Below are 14,835 nucleotides of genomic sequence, written 5' to 3' on the forward strand. Positions count from 1 at the left end.
GCGCATGGTATGGACAGTTGCGGGTGCCGGCCGGCGGGAACCGGCGGCGGCCGCCAGTGAAGAAGAATCGACGCGAGGACAAGGATGAGTGAGCCGCAGCCGTCTAACGGCGCAGAGACGAATGGCGCGAAGCCGGCACCGGCAGGGTTGGAATCGCTTGCGGCGGTCGGCAGCCGACTGGCGCAGCTTCGGGAGGCAAGAGGGTGGACCGTCGACGACGTGTCGGCGCGACTCAAGGTCGCACCGCAGAAGCTCCGGGCGCTCGAGGCGGGTGACATCAGTCATTTGCCCGGCGTGACGTTTGCACTCGGCGTCGTACGCAGCTATGCGAAGATGCTCGGCGTCGATCCGGAACCGTTCGCGCAGGCGTTGCGCCGTGAGCGCGGTGTGCCGGAAGTCGATCTGTCGATGCCCGCGTCGTCGGGGACGGATCTGCCGCGCGGCCGCGTGTCGATTCCGCTGGGCGGATCGTCGCGGCATCATCCGTGGCTGTGGGGCACGGCGATCGTCGTCGTCGCGGTGGTCGCCGTACTGATGTGGCACACTGGCGGCGATTCGTCGAGCCTGCTCGCGCGTTTCAAGAGCGGCGACGCGGAGCATGCGTCGGCCGCGAGCGTGCCGGCGGCGGCATCCTCGTCAACCGTCGAAGAAGCGGCCTCGAGCGGGGCGGCTGCCGTGGTCGCGAATGAGGTTCCGGCCCCGGCTGCTGCATCTGCTGCGCCGGCACCGGTTATTGCGTCGGCAGCTCCGGCGCCCGCGCCGGTGGCGCCGGCCGTGACGGCCGCCGCATCGCAGCCTGTCGTGGCGACGACGGCGGCAAGCGCTGCCGCGCCGGCTCAGCCGGCGAGCGTCGCGGTCGCGGCCGGCCAGTCGATGGTCGAACTGAAGGTCAAGCAGGACAGCTGGTTCAGCGTGCGCGACAAGAGCGGCAAGGAGCTGTTCTCCGGGCTGGTACGCGGCGGCGAGGCGAAGCAGGTCGCGGGCGACGGCCCGTTCAAGGTCACGATCGGCAACAAGGCGGGCCTCGACACCGTTGCGTTCGACGGAAAACCCGTCGATCCGGCAAAATATTCGGCAGCGCGGGGTAACGTGGCGCGGTTCACGTTGCCCTGACGCCAAGCGCCGTGGCGAAGGCCTGTCGTCGATATCGGCAGGCCGTGAGGGCACGGCGCTTTTTCAATTCATGCGCCGCGTCGCGGCGCATTCCGCGTAAATGGATCTATCGATGCAATCCGAAGCTCAATCCCCACGCAGCAGTCAGATTTGTTCAACCGAGCCGGTGTTCGGCGGGCATCAGCCGCGCCGCGTATCGCATGCGGTGGATGTCCGCTGGGGCGGGCAGCTCGTGACGATCGGCGGCGACGCGCCGGTGCGCGTGCAGTCGATGACGAATACCGACACGGCCGACGCGATCGGCACGGCAATCCAGATCAAGGAACTCGCGAACGCGGGCTCCGAACTGGTGCGCATCACGGTCAACACGCCCGAGGCCGCGGCCGCCGTGCCGGCGATCCGCGAGCAGCTCGACCGCATGGGCGTGACCGTGCCGCTCGTCGGCGATTTCCACTACAACGGCCACCTGCTGCTGCGTGACTACCCGGGCTGCGCCGAGTCGCTGTCGAAGTACCGGATCAACCCCGGCAACGTCGGCCAGGGCGCGAAGCGCGATACGCAGTTCGCGCAGATGATCGAGGCCGCGGCCAAGTACGACAAGCCGGTACGGATCGGCGTGAACTGGGGCAGTCTCGACCAGGATCTGCTCGCGCGCATGATGGACGAGAACGGTGCGCGTTCGCAGCCGTGGGATGCGCAGAGCGTGATGTACGAGGCGCTGATCCAGTCGGCGATCGGCTCGGCCGAGCGCGCGGTCGAACTGGGCCTCGGCCGCGACCGTATCGTGCTGTCGTGCAAGGTCAGCGGCGTGCAGGACCTGATTGCCGTGTACCGCGAACTCGGCCGCCGCTGCGGCTTCGCGCTGCACCTCGGGCTGACCGAGGCCGGCATGGGCTCGAAGGGCATCGTGGCTTCGACGGCTGCACTCGGCGTGCTGCTGCAGGAAGGGATCGGCGACACGATCCGCATCTCGCTGACGCCGGAGCCGGGCGCATCGCGCACGGGCGAGGTGATCGTCGGCCAGGAAATCCTCCAGACGATGGGCCTGCGCTCGTTCGCACCGATGGTGATCGCGTGCCCGGGCTGCGGCCGTACGACGAGCACGCTGTTCCAGGAGCTCGCGATGCAGATCCAGACCTACCTGCGCGAACAGATGCCGGTCTGGCGCAAGGAGTATCCGGGCGTCGAGAAGATGAACGTCGCGGTGATGGGTTGCATCGTCAACGGCCCGGGCGAATCGAAGCACGCAAACATCGGCATCAGCCTGCCGGGTTCGGGCGAGAACCCGGCCGCGCCCGTCTTCATCGACGGCGAGAAGGTCAAGACGCTGCGCGGCGAGCGGATCGCCGAGGAATTCCAGCAGATCGTCAGCGACTACGTCGCACGCAATTACGGCCGTACCGAGGCCCTGAACTAATTCGTCCACACACACGATGACTGAACAAAAACGCAAGATCGAGAAGCTCACCGGCGTCAAGGGCATGAACGACATCCTCCCGCAGGATGCCGGCCTTTGGGAGTTCTTCGAAGCCACCGTGAAATCGCTGCTGCGCGCATACGGCTACCAGAACATCCGCACGCCGATCGTCGAGCACACGCAGCTCTTCACGCGCGGTATCGGCGAGGTCACGGACATCGTCGAGAAGGAGATGTACAGCTTCACCGACGCGCTGAACGGCGAGAACCTGACGATGCGCCCGGAAAATACCGCGGCCGTGGTGCGCGCGTCGATCGAGCACAACATGCTGTACGACGGCCCGAAGCGCCTGTGGTACATCGGCCCGATGTTCCGTCACGAGCGTCCGCAGCGCGGCCGCTATCGCCAGTTCCACCAGGTCGGCGTCGAGGCGCTCGGCTTCGCGGGCCCCGATGCGGATGCCGAGATCATCATGATGTGCCAGCGCCTGTGGGATGACCTCGGCCTGACCGGCATCAAGCTCGAGATCAACTCGCTCGGCCTCGCCGAAGAGCGTGCCGCGCACCGCGTCGAACTGATCAAGTACCTCGAGCAGTTCGCCGACGTGCTCGACGAGGATGCGAAGCGCCGTCTGTATACGAACCCGCTGCGCGTGCTCGACACGAAGAATCCCGCGCTGCAGGAAATCGCGCAGAACGCGCCGAAGCTGATCGACTTCCTCGGCGAAGAATCGCGCGCACACTTCGAAGGGCTGCAGCGCCTGCTGCTCGCGAACAACATCCCGTTCAAGATCAACCCGCGTCTCGTGCGTGGTCTCGACTATTACAACCTGACCGTGTTCGAGTGGGTGACCGACAAGCTCGGTGCGCAGGGCACGGTCGCGGCCGGCGGCCGCTACGATCCGCTGATCGAGCAGCTCGGCGGCAAGCCGACCGCGGCGTGCGGCTGGGCGATGGGCATCGAGCGGATTCTCGAATTGCTGAAGGAAGAAGATCTCGCGCCCGAGCAGGAAGGCGTCGACGTGTACGTCGTGCACCAGGGCGAGACCGCGCGCGAACAGGCGTTCATCGCGGCCGAGCGCCTGCGCGATACGGGCCTCGACGTGATCTTCCACTGCAGCGCGGACGGCGCGCCGGCGAGCTTCAAGTCGCAAATGAAACGGGCCGACGCCAGTGGCGCCGCGTTCGCGGTGATCTTCGGCGAAGAGGAGGTTGCGAACGGTACGGTGGGCGTGAAGGCGCTGCGCGGTGCGGGCGGAGACGGGGAAAAGAACGTTCAGCAGACCGTACCGGTCGAAGGCTTGACCGAATTCCTAATCAATGCGATGGTTGCATCCGCCGAAGACGGCGACGACTGATCGCGCTGGCATCCGCTCGACAAGAAAGGCCTGAACAGGAAGGAATCGCTCGCCGATGAGTTATCACGACGAACAAGAATCGATTGAAAGTCTGAAGGCGTGGTGGGCCCGCTGGGGCAACCTCACCACGTGGATCGTGCTCGCGGCGCTCGTCGTCGCGGCCGGTTTCAATGGCTGGAACTACTGGCAGCGCCGTCAGGCTGCCGAGGCGTCCGGGCTGTACGAACAGGTCCAGAAGGCTGCCGCCGCGAACGACAAGGCGACGATGGCTCGCGCGGCCGCCGACATGGAAGACAAGTTCGGCAGCACGCCGTATGCACAGATGACGGCGCTTTCCGCCGCGAAGACGCTGTACGCGGCCGGTGACACGGCAGGTGCGAAGGCGCAACTGCAATGGGCCGTCGATCACGCCAAGGATGACGAGTACAAGCAGATCGCGAAGCTGCGCCTCGCGTCGCTGCTGCTCGACGAGAAGGCGTACGACGCGGGCCTCGCGCTGCTGTCGGGTACGCCGGTCGATGCATTCAAGGGCCTCGTGGCCGATCGCCGCGGCGATCTGCTTGCCGCGCAAGGCAAGACCGACGACGCGCGCGCCGCATACAAGCTCGCGCTCGACGGCCTGTCGAAGGACGACCAGTCTGCCCGCCAGCTCGTGCAGTTCAAGCTGGACGCGCTCGGCGGCTGAACCCCGGTCCCCTCAACCTCTTAACTCTGCTTCGCTAACCGATGAATTTGCTGAAACGTTACGCTGTGCCCGTTGCCTGCGCGGCGGCTGTCCTCGCATTGGCGGCCTGCTCGTCGTCGAAGGACGCGCGCCGCGTGCCGACGCCGCTCACCGAGTTCAAGCCCGTGATGGACGTGCAACAGGTCTGGAAGGCGAGCGTCGGCAAGGGCGGGCGCTACCTGTTCTCGCCGGTGGCCGTGGGCGACGCCGTCTATGCGGCGGGCGAAAACGGTTCGGTGGAGAAGATCGACGCGAAGACGGGCCAGACGGTCTGGCGCGCGAAGGTCGGCTCCGACCTGTCGGCCGGTGTCGGCAGCGACGGCAACCTGACCGCGGTCGGCGCGCTGAAGGGCGGCGTGTTCGTGCTGGGCCCGGACGGCAAGCAACTGTGGAAGACCAGCGTGCAGGGCGAGATCTTCTCGCCGCCGCTCGTCGGCAACGGCCTGGTGGTCGTCCGCACGATCGACGGCCAGGTGGTCGCGTTCAACGCGCAGACGGGCGAGCAGAAGTGGAACTACCGCAACCGCGCGGTGCCGCTGAACCTGCGTGTGTCGGCCGGCATGACGTTCGCCGGTGACGCGGCGGTGCTGGCGGGTTTCCCCGGCGGCGGGCTGGTCGCGATCAACCTGCAGACGGGCGAGCCGTTCTGGCAGACGCCGGTGTCGTTCCCGAAGGGCGTGACCGAGGTCGAGCGCATCAACGACGTCAGCGGCCCGCCGACGCTTGTGGGCGCGGAAGCCTGCGCGGTGACGTTCCAGGGTCAGCTCGGCTGCTTCGATGCGAACTCGGGGCGCCCGCTGTGGGAAAAGCCGTTCTCGAGCCGCAGCGGCCTCGCGCAGGACGACTCGGTCGTTGCCGGCGGCGACGACTGGTCGGTCGTGACCGCGTACGATGCCGCTTCGGGCAACCAGCTCTGGCGCAACGACAAGCTGAAGAGCCGCGACGTCGGCGTGCCGTACCTGCTCGGGCACGCGGTCGTGATGGGCGATTACAAGGGCTTCGTGCATTTCCTGTCGCGCGAAGACGGCAGCTTCATCGCGCGGATGAAGACCGACGGCAGCGCGATCACGGCGGCGCCGGTCCTCGCGGGCAATACGCTCGTCGTGCAGACGAAGGACGGCGGCCTGTACGGATTCCGTCCGCGCTGACGCGCAGGAAACATGCGCGACCGCGGCGCGACGGGCTTGTCCCGCGCGCCGTGGTCGCGCGACTTGAAGGCGGCCGGTGCTCCCGGCCGCTCGGTATTTGAAAGGCAGTTCGAGACGAAAGACGACGGCGCGCATCGCGCGCCAGGCGCGCGCATCCGGCGCGGCGCGAATTCGTGATATTTTCATTCAGCGCAGCCGCCCGCAGCAGCGGGCCTCCCGCTGCTGCGCTTCACCGTAGAAAACACAGATGAAACCGGTCATTGCCCTCGTTGGGCGCCCCAATGTGGGGAAATCCACGCTGTTCAACCGGCTCACGCGTTCGCGTGATGCGCTGGTCGCCGACTTGCCCGGCCTGACGCGCGATCGCCATTACGGCGAAGGGCGCGTCGGCGAGCGGCCGTACCTGGTCGTCGATACGGGCGGCTTCGAGCCCGTCGCGAAGGACGGCATCCTGCACGAGATGGCGCGCCAGACGCGCCAGGCCGTCGAGGAAGCCGACGTCGTCGTGTTCATCGTCGACGGCCGCAACGGGCTCGCGCCGCAGGACAAGTCGATCGCCGACTACCTGCGCAAGACCGGCCGGCCGATCTTCCTGGTCGTCAACAAGGCCGAGGGGATGAAGTACACGGCGGTCGCGACCGACTTCTACGAGCTCGGGCTCGGCGATCCGCGCGCGATCTCGGCCGCGCACGGCGACGGTGTGACCGACATGATCAACGAGGCGCTGGAGGTCGCGTACGCGGACCGGCCGGCGGAAGAGGACGACAACGATCCGTCGCGCGGCATCAAGATCGCGATCGTCGGCCGCCCGAACGTCGGCAAGTCGACGCTCGTCAACGCGCTGATCGGCGAGGATCGCGTGATCGCGTTCGACATGCCGGGCACGACGCGCGATTCGATCTACGTCGACTTCGAGCGTAACGGCAAGAAATACACGCTGATCGACACGGCCGGCCTGCGACGCCGCGGCAAGGTGTTCGAGGCGATCGAGAAGTTCTCGGTCGTGAAGACCCTGCAATCGATCTCCGACGCGAACGTCGTCATTCTTCTGCTGGATGCGCAGCAGGACATTTCCGATCAGGACGCGCACATCGCCGGCTTCGTCGTCGAACAGGGTCGCGCGCTCGTGATCGGCGTCAACAAGTGGGACGGGCTCGACGAGCATGCGCGCGATCGGGCGAAAGCGGATTTGACCCGCAAGCTGAAATTCCTCGACTTCGCGAAATCGCACTTCATTTCTGCCACGAAGAAGACCGGCATCGGCACGCTGATGCGCTCGGTCGACGACGCGTACGCGGCGGCAATGGCGAAGCTGCCGACGCCGAAGCTCACGCGCGCGCTGATCGAGGCAGTCGAGTTCCAGCAGCCGCGCCGTCGCGGCCCGGTGCGTCCGAAGCTGCGCTACGCGCACCAGGGCGGCCAGAATCCGCCGATCATCGTCATCCACGGCAACGCGCTCGACGCCGTGACGGAAACGTACAAGCGTTACCTGGAAAACCGGTTCCGCGAAACTTTCTCACTGACAGGGACTCCATTGCGCATAGAGTTCCGTTCGTCGAACAATCCGTACGCGGACAAGAGCTGAAGCACGCCTGTTACACGCGTTACACAAGGGGTAGGCCGCACGGCCTATGCCCCGGGTGGGCCAGGCAAAATCGGCTATAGTGTAGCGATTGGCGCCGGATCTCTTTTTCTTCGCCGCCAATCCAGATCAACCTGCAAAAAAAGATGGAGTACGCCATGAGCAACAAAGGGCAATTGTTACAAGACCCGTTTTTGAACGCACTGCGCAAAGAGCACGTTCCCGTTTCGATCTACCTCGTCAATGGCATCAAGCTTCAAGGGAACATTGAATCGTTCGACCAGTACGTCGTGTTGCTCCGTAATACGGTGACCCAGATGGTGTACAAGCACGCCATCTCGACGGTCGTGCCGGCGCGCCCGGTGAATTTCCACCCGGACGCGGAAGCCTCGTCCTAACCTATCGCAGCGGCCGGCATCCGGTCGCCGCGAGCGACCGATGCCAGCCGCCTTATCTTGACACCTGAAAATTTGATCAACGCAGCGCTCGTCGGCATCGATTTCGGCAAGACCGATTTCGAAGCCAGTCTCGAAGAACTCAGTCTTCTCGCCTCCAGTGCGGGGGCCCGTCCCGCCGTCACCCTCACGGGTCGTCGCTCCAGTCCCGATGCCAAGATGTTCATCGGCAGCGGCAAAGCCGAAGAACTCCGGCTCGCCTGCGACGCGCACAACGTCGAAATCGTCATCTTCAATCACGCATTGGCGCCGGCCCAGCAACGTAATCTGGAGCAGGCACTTAACAGGCGTGTGGTCGATCGCACCAGCCTCATCCTCGACATCTTCGCGCAGCGCGCCCGTAGCCACGAAGGCAAGCTGCAGGTCGAGCTCGCGCAGCTCCAGTACCTGTCGACGCGACTCATTCGCGCGTGGACCCACCTCGAACGGCAGAAGGGTGGTATCGGCCTGCGCGGCCCTGGCGAAACCCAGCTCGAAACCGACCGCCGGCTGATCGGCGAGCGCATCAAGATGCTGAAGTCGCGGCTGGACCGGCTGCGCCGGCAACACAGCACGCAACGCCGGCAACGCGCGCGCAGCGGCACGATGTCGGTGTCGCTGGTCGGCTATACGAACGCGGGCAAGTCGACGCTGTTCAATGCGCTGACGAAAGCGCAGGCCTATGCGGCCGACCAGCTGTTCGCCACGCTCGACACCACGTCGCGGCGCGTGTATCTCGGCGACGAGGTCGGCCAGATCGTCGTGTCGGATACGGTCGGGTTCATCCGCGAGTTGCCTCACCAGCTGGTCGCCGCATTCCGCGCGACCCTCGAGGAAACGATTCACGCGGATCTGCTGCTGCACGTGGTCGATGCATCGAGCGCGGTCAGGCTCGAACAGATCGAGCAGGTCAACGGCGTGCTGCACGAGATCGGCGCGGACACGATCCGGCAGGTACTGGTGTTCAACAAGATCGACGCCGTGCCTGAGCTGGCGGCCCGCGGCGACGCGGTCGAGCGGGACGAGTATGGTAATATTTCGCGCGTCTTTTTGAGCGCGCGCACCGGTCAGGGTCTTGACGCGTTGCGTGCCGCCATCGCCGAAATCGCCTCCGCGGAACACCTTTCCGGCGCGACGTTACCCGACGGCGCGCTCGACGGCGCCCCCGCTGAACCACACGAAGACCACACGATTTCCGAACACGGGCGCTAACCGGTCCCGGCCGGTTCGCCGGCGTCTAATCTGGTGAACAAACTCTGGTGAACGAATACAACGAGCGGAGTACCTGGCGGCGGATGCGCGCCTTGCTGTCGATCAACGATCCCCGCTGGGGACGCGGCGAAGGCAATGGCAAAGACGGATCCCGTCCCCGTGCGAACGAATCGAAGCGTCCGCAAGGCGGCGACGGTGATGGTCCGCCCGATCTCGACGAGATGTGGCGCAACTTCAACCGGCGCCTGAACGGCCTTTTCGGCGGCAAGGGCGGCAACGGTTTTCGTCCTGACAACGGGCGGGCCGCGCGAGTCGGCGTAGGCATCGTGATCGGCGTGCTGGTCGCGGTCTACGCGGGCAGCGGGCTGTTCGTCGTGCAGGAAGGCCAGACAGGCGTCGTGCTGCAGCTCGGCAAACTGTCGGGTACGGTCGGTCAGGGCGTGCACTGGCGCGCGCCGTATCCGTTCGCGTCGCACGAGATCGTCGACACGTCGCAGGTCCGCTCGATCGAGATCGGCCGCAACAACGTCGTGCGCTTCGCGAACGTGAAGGAAGCCGCGATGCTGACGCGCGATGCCGATATCGTCGACGTGCGCTTCATCGTCCAGTACCGGATCCGTTCCGCGACCGATTACCTGTTCCGCAGCGTCGATCCGGAGCGCAGCGTGTCGCAGGCCGCGCAGGCTGCGGTGCGTGCGATCGTCGGTACGCGCAGCGCCGCCGACGTGCTGAACCAGGACCGCGACGCGCTGCGCGAGCAGCTTTCCACCGCGATCCAGCGCGATCTCGATCGCTACCAGTCGGGACTCGAGGTGACGGCCGTCACGATGCAGAGCGTTGCGGCGCCCGAGCAGACGCAGGCCGCGTACGGCGAAGTCGCCAAGGCGCGCGACGAGCGCGAGGCCGCGAAGCGCGCCGCGCAGGCGTATGCAAACGACCTGCTGCCGAAGGCGCAGGGCGATGCCGCGAAGCTCGTCGACGAAGCAAAGGCGTATGCCGATCGCGTGGTCACGGAAGCCGAAGGCGATGCCGACCGCTTCAAGCAGGTCTATGCGCAGTACTCGAAGGCGCCTGCGGTGATCCGTGAGCGGATGTATCTCGAGACGATGCAGGAAATCTATTCGAACTCGACGAAGGTGTTCGTCGGCAACAAGGGCGGCAACAGCGTCGTGTACCTGCCGCTCGACAAGCTCGTCGAGCAGGGGCGGCAAAACGCCGCGGCGTCCACGGGGGCATCCGCACCCGATGCGGCGTTGGCACCGGCGGCCGTCGCGCCGGCGGTAGCGGCGCCCGCGAGTGCGGCGTCGGCTGCGGCAGCGTCGGGCAACGACGTGCTGCGATCGCGCGAGGCGTTTCGCAGCCGGTCGCGCGAAGACGATCTGAAGTAACGGAGAGCGCAGAACATGAACCGAATCATTGCGCTCGTCGTCGCAATCGTGATCGTTGCCTTTGCGGCATCCTCGACAGTCCTTACCGTCGATCCGCGCCATGCGGCCGTGCTGTCGGGGCGCGACGGCGCCCAGCCTGAACTGGCGGGGCCCGGCATCCATTTCAAATTGCCGCCGCCGCTGCAGACGGCGACGCTGATCGACACGCGGCTGCAATCGCTCGAGTCGTCGGATCCGCTGCAACTGGCGACGGAAGACAAGCACGATCTGCTCGTCGCCTATGCGGTGAAGTACCGGATCGGCGATCCGATGAAGTATTTCACGGCGACGGGGGGCGACCCGGCGGCAGCCAGCGAACGGCTGGCCGGCGCACTGAAGGGCGCACTCGGCGACGCGTTCGGCAAGCGTGCGCTCGACGATGCGCTTGGCGGCCAGCGTGCGATCGCCGATGCGGCCCGCGACGAAGTGAAGGCAAAGGCGTCCGGTTTCGGCGTCGATGTGGTCGACGTCCAGCTGACGCGCGTCGACTTGCCCGCCGCGCAAACCGATGCCGTCTATCAGCGGATGATCGGCGCACTGCGCGATCAGGCCGCGCAGGTGCGTGCGCAAGGCGCGGCCGACGTCGAGCAGATCAAGGCCGACGCCGAACGCGAACAGCAGGCCGTGCTCGCGAACGCGTACAAGTCCGCGCAGACGATCAAGGGCGAGGGCGACGCGAAGGCTGCGACGATCGCCGCCGATGCGTTCGGCCGCGATCCGCAGTTCTATCAGTTCTACGCGAGCCTGCAGGCTTACCGGAATACGTTCAAGCGCAACGACATCATCGTCGTCGATCCCGACAGCGAGTTCTTCCGCTTCATGCGCAGCCCGACGGGCGGTGCCGCACCGGCGGCTGCTGCTCCCCGCAAACACTGACCTTGGGGCGCCGCGTCGAGCGGCGCCGTCGCTCGCATGGACCTGGCTGGCTCGTTGTTGCTCGCAGTAGCGCTGATGCTGATCATCGAGGGGGCGTTCCCCTTCGTATTTCCCGTCGCCTGGCGCGACACGTTTCGTAGAATAGCTGAGCGGCCGCCGCATCATATCCGGATCGGCGGGCTGATCGTGATGGTGCTCGGGCTCATACTCCTGCTGCTCGCCACCTGATCCGGACGGCGCATCCGCCGTCCGTCCCGCCCGAATTCAGAATTTCCGATTCACATCGCGGCGCGCTTGGTCGCGCGCTGTTTCCCGTCGTAGGACCGTACCGATGTCGACCTGGTTACTTCCCGAGAATATCGCCGACGTGCTGCCGTCGGAAGCGCGCAAGATCGAGGAGCTGCGCCGCAGGCTGCTCGACCGCTTCCGTTCGTATGGCTACGAAATGGTGATGCCGCCGCTGCTCGAGTATCTCGAGTCGCTGCTGACGAGCGGCGGCGCCGACCTGCGCCTGCGCACCTTCAAGCTGGTCGACCAGCTGTCGGGCCGTACGCTCGGCCTGCGCGCGGACATCACGCCGCAGGTCGCGCGGATCGATGCGCACCTGTTGAACCGCCAGGGCGTGACGCGCCTTTGCTATGCGGGCCACGTGATGCATACGCGTCCGCGCGGCCTGCACGCGACGCGCGAGCAGATCCAGATCGGCGCCGAAATCTACGGGCATGCCGGGCTGGAAGCCGACCTCGAGATCCAGCAACTCATGCTCGATGCGCTGCATCTCGCAGGCCTGTCGCGCATCCGTCTCGACCTCGGCCACGCGGGCGTGCTCGCGGCGCTGCTGGCGCGCGACGCGCAGGCCGCGGAGCGTGGCGAGTCGCTGTACGACGCGCTGTCGGGCAAGGACGTGCCGCTGCTGAACGAACTGACCGACGATCTCGGCGCCGATACGCGCGCCGCGCTGCGCGCGCTGCCGCACCTCTATGGCGACGCGAGCGTGCTCGCCGAGGCGCGGACGCGGTTGCCGGTGCTGCCCGAAATCACGCGGGCGCTCGACGATCTGGCGCAACTCGCGGCGCAGGCGAAGGGTGCCGAAGTGGCGATCGATCTGGGCGATCTGCGCGGCTACGCGTATCACAGCGGCGCGATGTTCAGCGCCTACATCGACGGCGTGCCGAACGCGATCGCACGCGGCGGCCGCTACGACCACGTCGGCCAGGCGTATGGTCGCGCGCGTCCGGCCACCGGCTTCTCGCTCGACCTGCGCGAGCTCGCCCGGATTTCGCCGGTCGAGGCTCGCGGTACCGCGATTCTCGCGCCGTGGGCGCAGGACGACGCGCTGAGCGCGGCCGTTTCGGCGCTGCGCGATGCGGGCGAGGTCGTGATCCAGGCGCTGCCGGGCCACGATCACGTGCTTGACGAGTTCGCCTGCGACCGGTCGCTCGTCGAGCGCAACGGCGCATGGGTGGTCGAACCCCGATAAAGAGGCGTTCGCGGGACGTGCTTCGGCGTGCATATCGTTGAAGCGAAACGGAAAAATTCGGAATCGCCCGCGAACATAGGTAGAATACGTTTTTAACCAGCTAACGAATCAACATGTCTGCCAGCGCAGTGAACGTGACTCCCGGGCGCAATGTCGTCGTCGTGGGAACGCAATGGGGTGATGAAGGCAAGGGCAAGATCGTCGACTGGCTGACGGACCACGCTCAGGGCGTCGTGCGTTTCCAGGGCGGTCACAACGCCGGCCACACCCTCATCATCGGCGGCAAGAAAACGATCTTGCGCCTCATTCCGTCGGGCATCATGCGTGAAGGCGTCGCCTGCTACATCGGCAACGGCGTCGTCCTGTCCCCCGAAGCACTGTTCAAGGAAATCGGCGAGCTGGAAGAGGCCGGCGTGAACGTGCGCGACCGCCTGTTCATTTCCGAAGCGACGACGCTGATCCTGCCGTACCACATCGCAATCGACCAGGCGCGCGAAGCGCGCAAGGGCGCGGGCAAGATCGGCACGACGGGCCGCGGCATCGGCCCCGCGTACGAAGACAAGGTCGGCCGCCGCGCGCTGCGCGTGCAGGACCTGTTCGACGCGAAGACCTTCGCCGACCGCCTGCGCGAAAACCTCGATTTCCACAACTTCGTGCTGACCCAGTACCTGGGCGGCGCGGCCGTCGATTTCCAGGCGACGCTCGACACGATGCTCGGTTATGCCGACCGCCTGAAGCCGATGGTGGCCGACGTGTCGCGCCGCCTGTACGACGCGAACAATGCGGGCCAGAACCTGCTGTTCGAAGGCGCACAAGGCACGCTGCTCGACATCGATCACGGCACCTATCCGTTCGTCACGTCGAGCAACTGCGTCGCAGGTGCGGCGTCGGCCGGCGCGGGCGTGGGCCCGCAGAAGCTCAACTACATCCTCGGCATCACGAAGGCGTATTGCACGCGCGTCGGCTCGGGCCCGTTCCCGAGCGAACTGTACGATGCGGACAACCCGCAGCGTCAGGACCAGGTCGGCGTCACGCTCGCGAACGTCGGCAAGGAATTCGGTTCGGTCACCGGCCGTCCGCGCCGCACGGGCTGGCTCGACGCGGCCGCGCTGCGCCGCTCGATCCAGATCAACGGCGTGTCGGGCCTGTGCATGACGAAGCTCGACGTGCTCGACGGCCTCGACGAAGTCAAGCTGTGCGTCGGCTACAAGATCGACGGCAAGGATGCGGACATCCTGCCGCGCGGTGCCGCCGACGTGGCCCGTTGCGAGCCCGTATACGAAACGTTTGCCGGCTGGAAGGAAAGCACGGTCGGCATCAAGACGTGGGAAGCGCTGCCGGCGAACGCCCAGGCTTACCTGACCCGCGTCCAGGAAGTGGCCGGTGTGCCGGTCGACATGGTATCGACGGGCCCGGACCGCGACGAAACGATCCTGCTCCGCCATCCGTTCAAGGTGTAACCCCAGATGACGCAGCAAATCACGATGACGGCGGCAGACTTGATGACCGATCCGCGCAACGACGACAAGAACCTGTGGGTAGGCTGGGACGAATATCACCGTCTCATCGAGTTGCTCGCCCTCCAGGTACATGCATCGGGCTGGAAGTTCGACCAGATCCTGTGCCTCGCGCGCGGCGGCCTGCGCGTCGGCGATCAACTGTCGCGCATCTACGACGTGCCGCTCGCGATCCTCGCGACGAGTTCGTACCGGGAAGCGGCCGGCACGGAGCAGGGCGAGCTCGACATCGCGCAGTACATCACGATGACGCGCGGCAATCTGGCGGGCAACGTGCTGCTGGTCGACGATCTCGTCGATTCGGGCGTCACGCTTGCGCGCGTGCAGGAGCACCTGAAGGAGCGCTACCCGTCCGTGACGGCCGTGCGTTCTGCCGTGCTCTGGTACAAGGGTTGCTCGAAGGTCAAGCCCGACTATCACACGCAGTATCTGCCGACGAATCCGTGGATTCATCAGCCGTTCGAGGAATGGGATACGGTTCGCCCGCACAACCTCGAGGCGTGGATCAAGCGCGGTCGCGCACAGCGCGACGGTTCGGGCGCGTAAGC

14 protein-coding genes are annotated in these 14,835 nt (G+C 66.1%); all 14 read left to right on the forward strand.

Features of this window, described 5'->3' with window-relative positions:
• The first annotated feature begins 84 nt into the window (after nucleotides 1-84).
• The 14 genes from ABIC51_RS05670 (at nucleotide 85) to ABIC51_RS05735 (ending at nucleotide 14,833) form a co-directional block, all read left to right on the forward strand.
• On the forward strand, nucleotides 85-1,113 hold the full coding sequence (locus ABIC51_RS05670; protein WP_027787234.1) for a helix-turn-helix domain-containing protein: 1,029 nt from the start codon (nucleotides 85-87) through the stop codon (nucleotides 1,111-1,113).
• 112 nt (nucleotides 1,114-1,225) lie between these two features.
• The gene (gene ispG / locus ABIC51_RS05675) at nucleotides 1,226-2,530 is read left to right on the forward strand and encodes a flavodoxin-dependent (E)-4-hydroxy-3-methylbut-2-enyl-diphosphate synthase (RefSeq protein ID WP_027787235.1); all 1,305 of its coding nucleotides are present in this window, start codon (nucleotides 1,226-1,228) and stop codon (nucleotides 2,528-2,530) included.
• Nucleotides 2,531-2,546: 16 nt separating this feature from the next.
• On the forward strand, nucleotides 2,547-3,887 hold the full coding sequence (gene hisS, locus ABIC51_RS05680) for a histidine--tRNA ligase (protein WP_027787236.1): 1,341 nt from the start codon (nucleotides 2,547-2,549) through the stop codon (nucleotides 3,885-3,887).
• Between the two features lie 55 nt (nucleotides 3,888-3,942).
• On the forward strand, nucleotides 3,943-4,572 hold the full coding sequence (locus ABIC51_RS05685) for a tetratricopeptide repeat protein (protein ID WP_027787237.1): 630 nt from the start codon (nucleotides 3,943-3,945) through the stop codon (nucleotides 4,570-4,572).
• Nucleotides 4,573-4,613: 41 nt separating this feature from the next.
• Nucleotides 4,614-5,759: an outer membrane protein assembly factor BamB gene (gene bamB, locus ABIC51_RS05690; protein WP_042977620.1), complete on the forward strand. Its 1,146-nt coding sequence runs from the start codon at nucleotides 4,614-4,616 to the stop codon at nucleotides 5,757-5,759.
• Between the two features lie 247 nt (nucleotides 5,760-6,006).
• Nucleotides 6,007-7,344, forward strand: a complete 1,338-nt coding sequence (der, locus tag ABIC51_RS05695; RefSeq protein ID WP_027787239.1) for a ribosome biogenesis GTPase Der — start codon at nucleotides 6,007-6,009, stop codon at nucleotides 7,342-7,344.
• Between the two features lie 155 nt (nucleotides 7,345-7,499).
• The gene (hfq, locus tag ABIC51_RS05700; RefSeq protein WP_006399927.1) at nucleotides 7,500-7,739 is read left to right on the forward strand and encodes an RNA chaperone Hfq; all 240 of its coding nucleotides are present in this window, start codon (nucleotides 7,500-7,502) and stop codon (nucleotides 7,737-7,739) included.
• 72 nt (nucleotides 7,740-7,811) lie between these two features.
• Complete coding sequence (gene hflX / locus ABIC51_RS05705; RefSeq protein WP_027787240.1) at nucleotides 7,812-8,987, forward strand: GTPase HflX; 1,176 nt, start codon at nucleotides 7,812-7,814, stop codon at nucleotides 8,985-8,987.
• A 47-nt stretch (nucleotides 8,988-9,034) separates the two neighbouring features.
• Nucleotides 9,035-10,375: an FtsH protease activity modulator HflK gene (gene hflK, locus ABIC51_RS05710; RefSeq protein WP_175852613.1), complete on the forward strand. Its 1,341-nt coding sequence runs from the start codon at nucleotides 9,035-9,037 to the stop codon at nucleotides 10,373-10,375.
• A gap of 15 nt (nucleotides 10,376-10,390) precedes the next feature.
• Nucleotides 10,391-11,290: a protease modulator HflC gene (gene hflC, locus ABIC51_RS05715; protein WP_027787241.1), complete on the forward strand. Its 900-nt coding sequence runs from the start codon at nucleotides 10,391-10,393 to the stop codon at nucleotides 11,288-11,290.
• Nucleotides 11,291-11,326: 36 nt separating this feature from the next.
• A complete protein-coding gene (locus ABIC51_RS05720) occupies nucleotides 11,327-11,518 on the forward strand; it encodes a DUF2065 domain-containing protein (RefSeq protein ID WP_011352254.1) in 192 nt (63 codons plus the stop codon).
• Nucleotides 11,519-11,621: 103 nt separating this feature from the next.
• A complete protein-coding gene (locus tag ABIC51_RS05725) occupies nucleotides 11,622-12,770 on the forward strand; it encodes an ATP phosphoribosyltransferase regulatory subunit (protein WP_027787242.1) in 1,149 nt (382 codons plus the stop codon).
• A gap of 113 nt (nucleotides 12,771-12,883) precedes the next feature.
• Nucleotides 12,884-14,230, forward strand: coding sequence for an adenylosuccinate synthase (locus ABIC51_RS05730; protein ID WP_011352252.1), 1,347 nt, complete (start codon nucleotides 12,884-12,886; stop codon nucleotides 14,228-14,230).
• A 6-nt stretch (nucleotides 14,231-14,236) separates the two neighbouring features.
• Nucleotides 14,237-14,833, forward strand: a complete 597-nt coding sequence (locus tag ABIC51_RS05735; protein ID WP_021163124.1) for a phosphoribosyltransferase — start codon at nucleotides 14,237-14,239, stop codon at nucleotides 14,831-14,833.
• The last annotated feature ends 2 nt before the right edge of the window (nucleotides 14,834-14,835 follow it).

Origin of the sequence: Burkholderia sp. 572 (assembly GCF_040545135.1) — a bacterium.
Lineage (GTDB): Bacteria > Pseudomonadota > Gammaproteobacteria > Burkholderiales > Burkholderiaceae > Burkholderia > Burkholderia cepacia.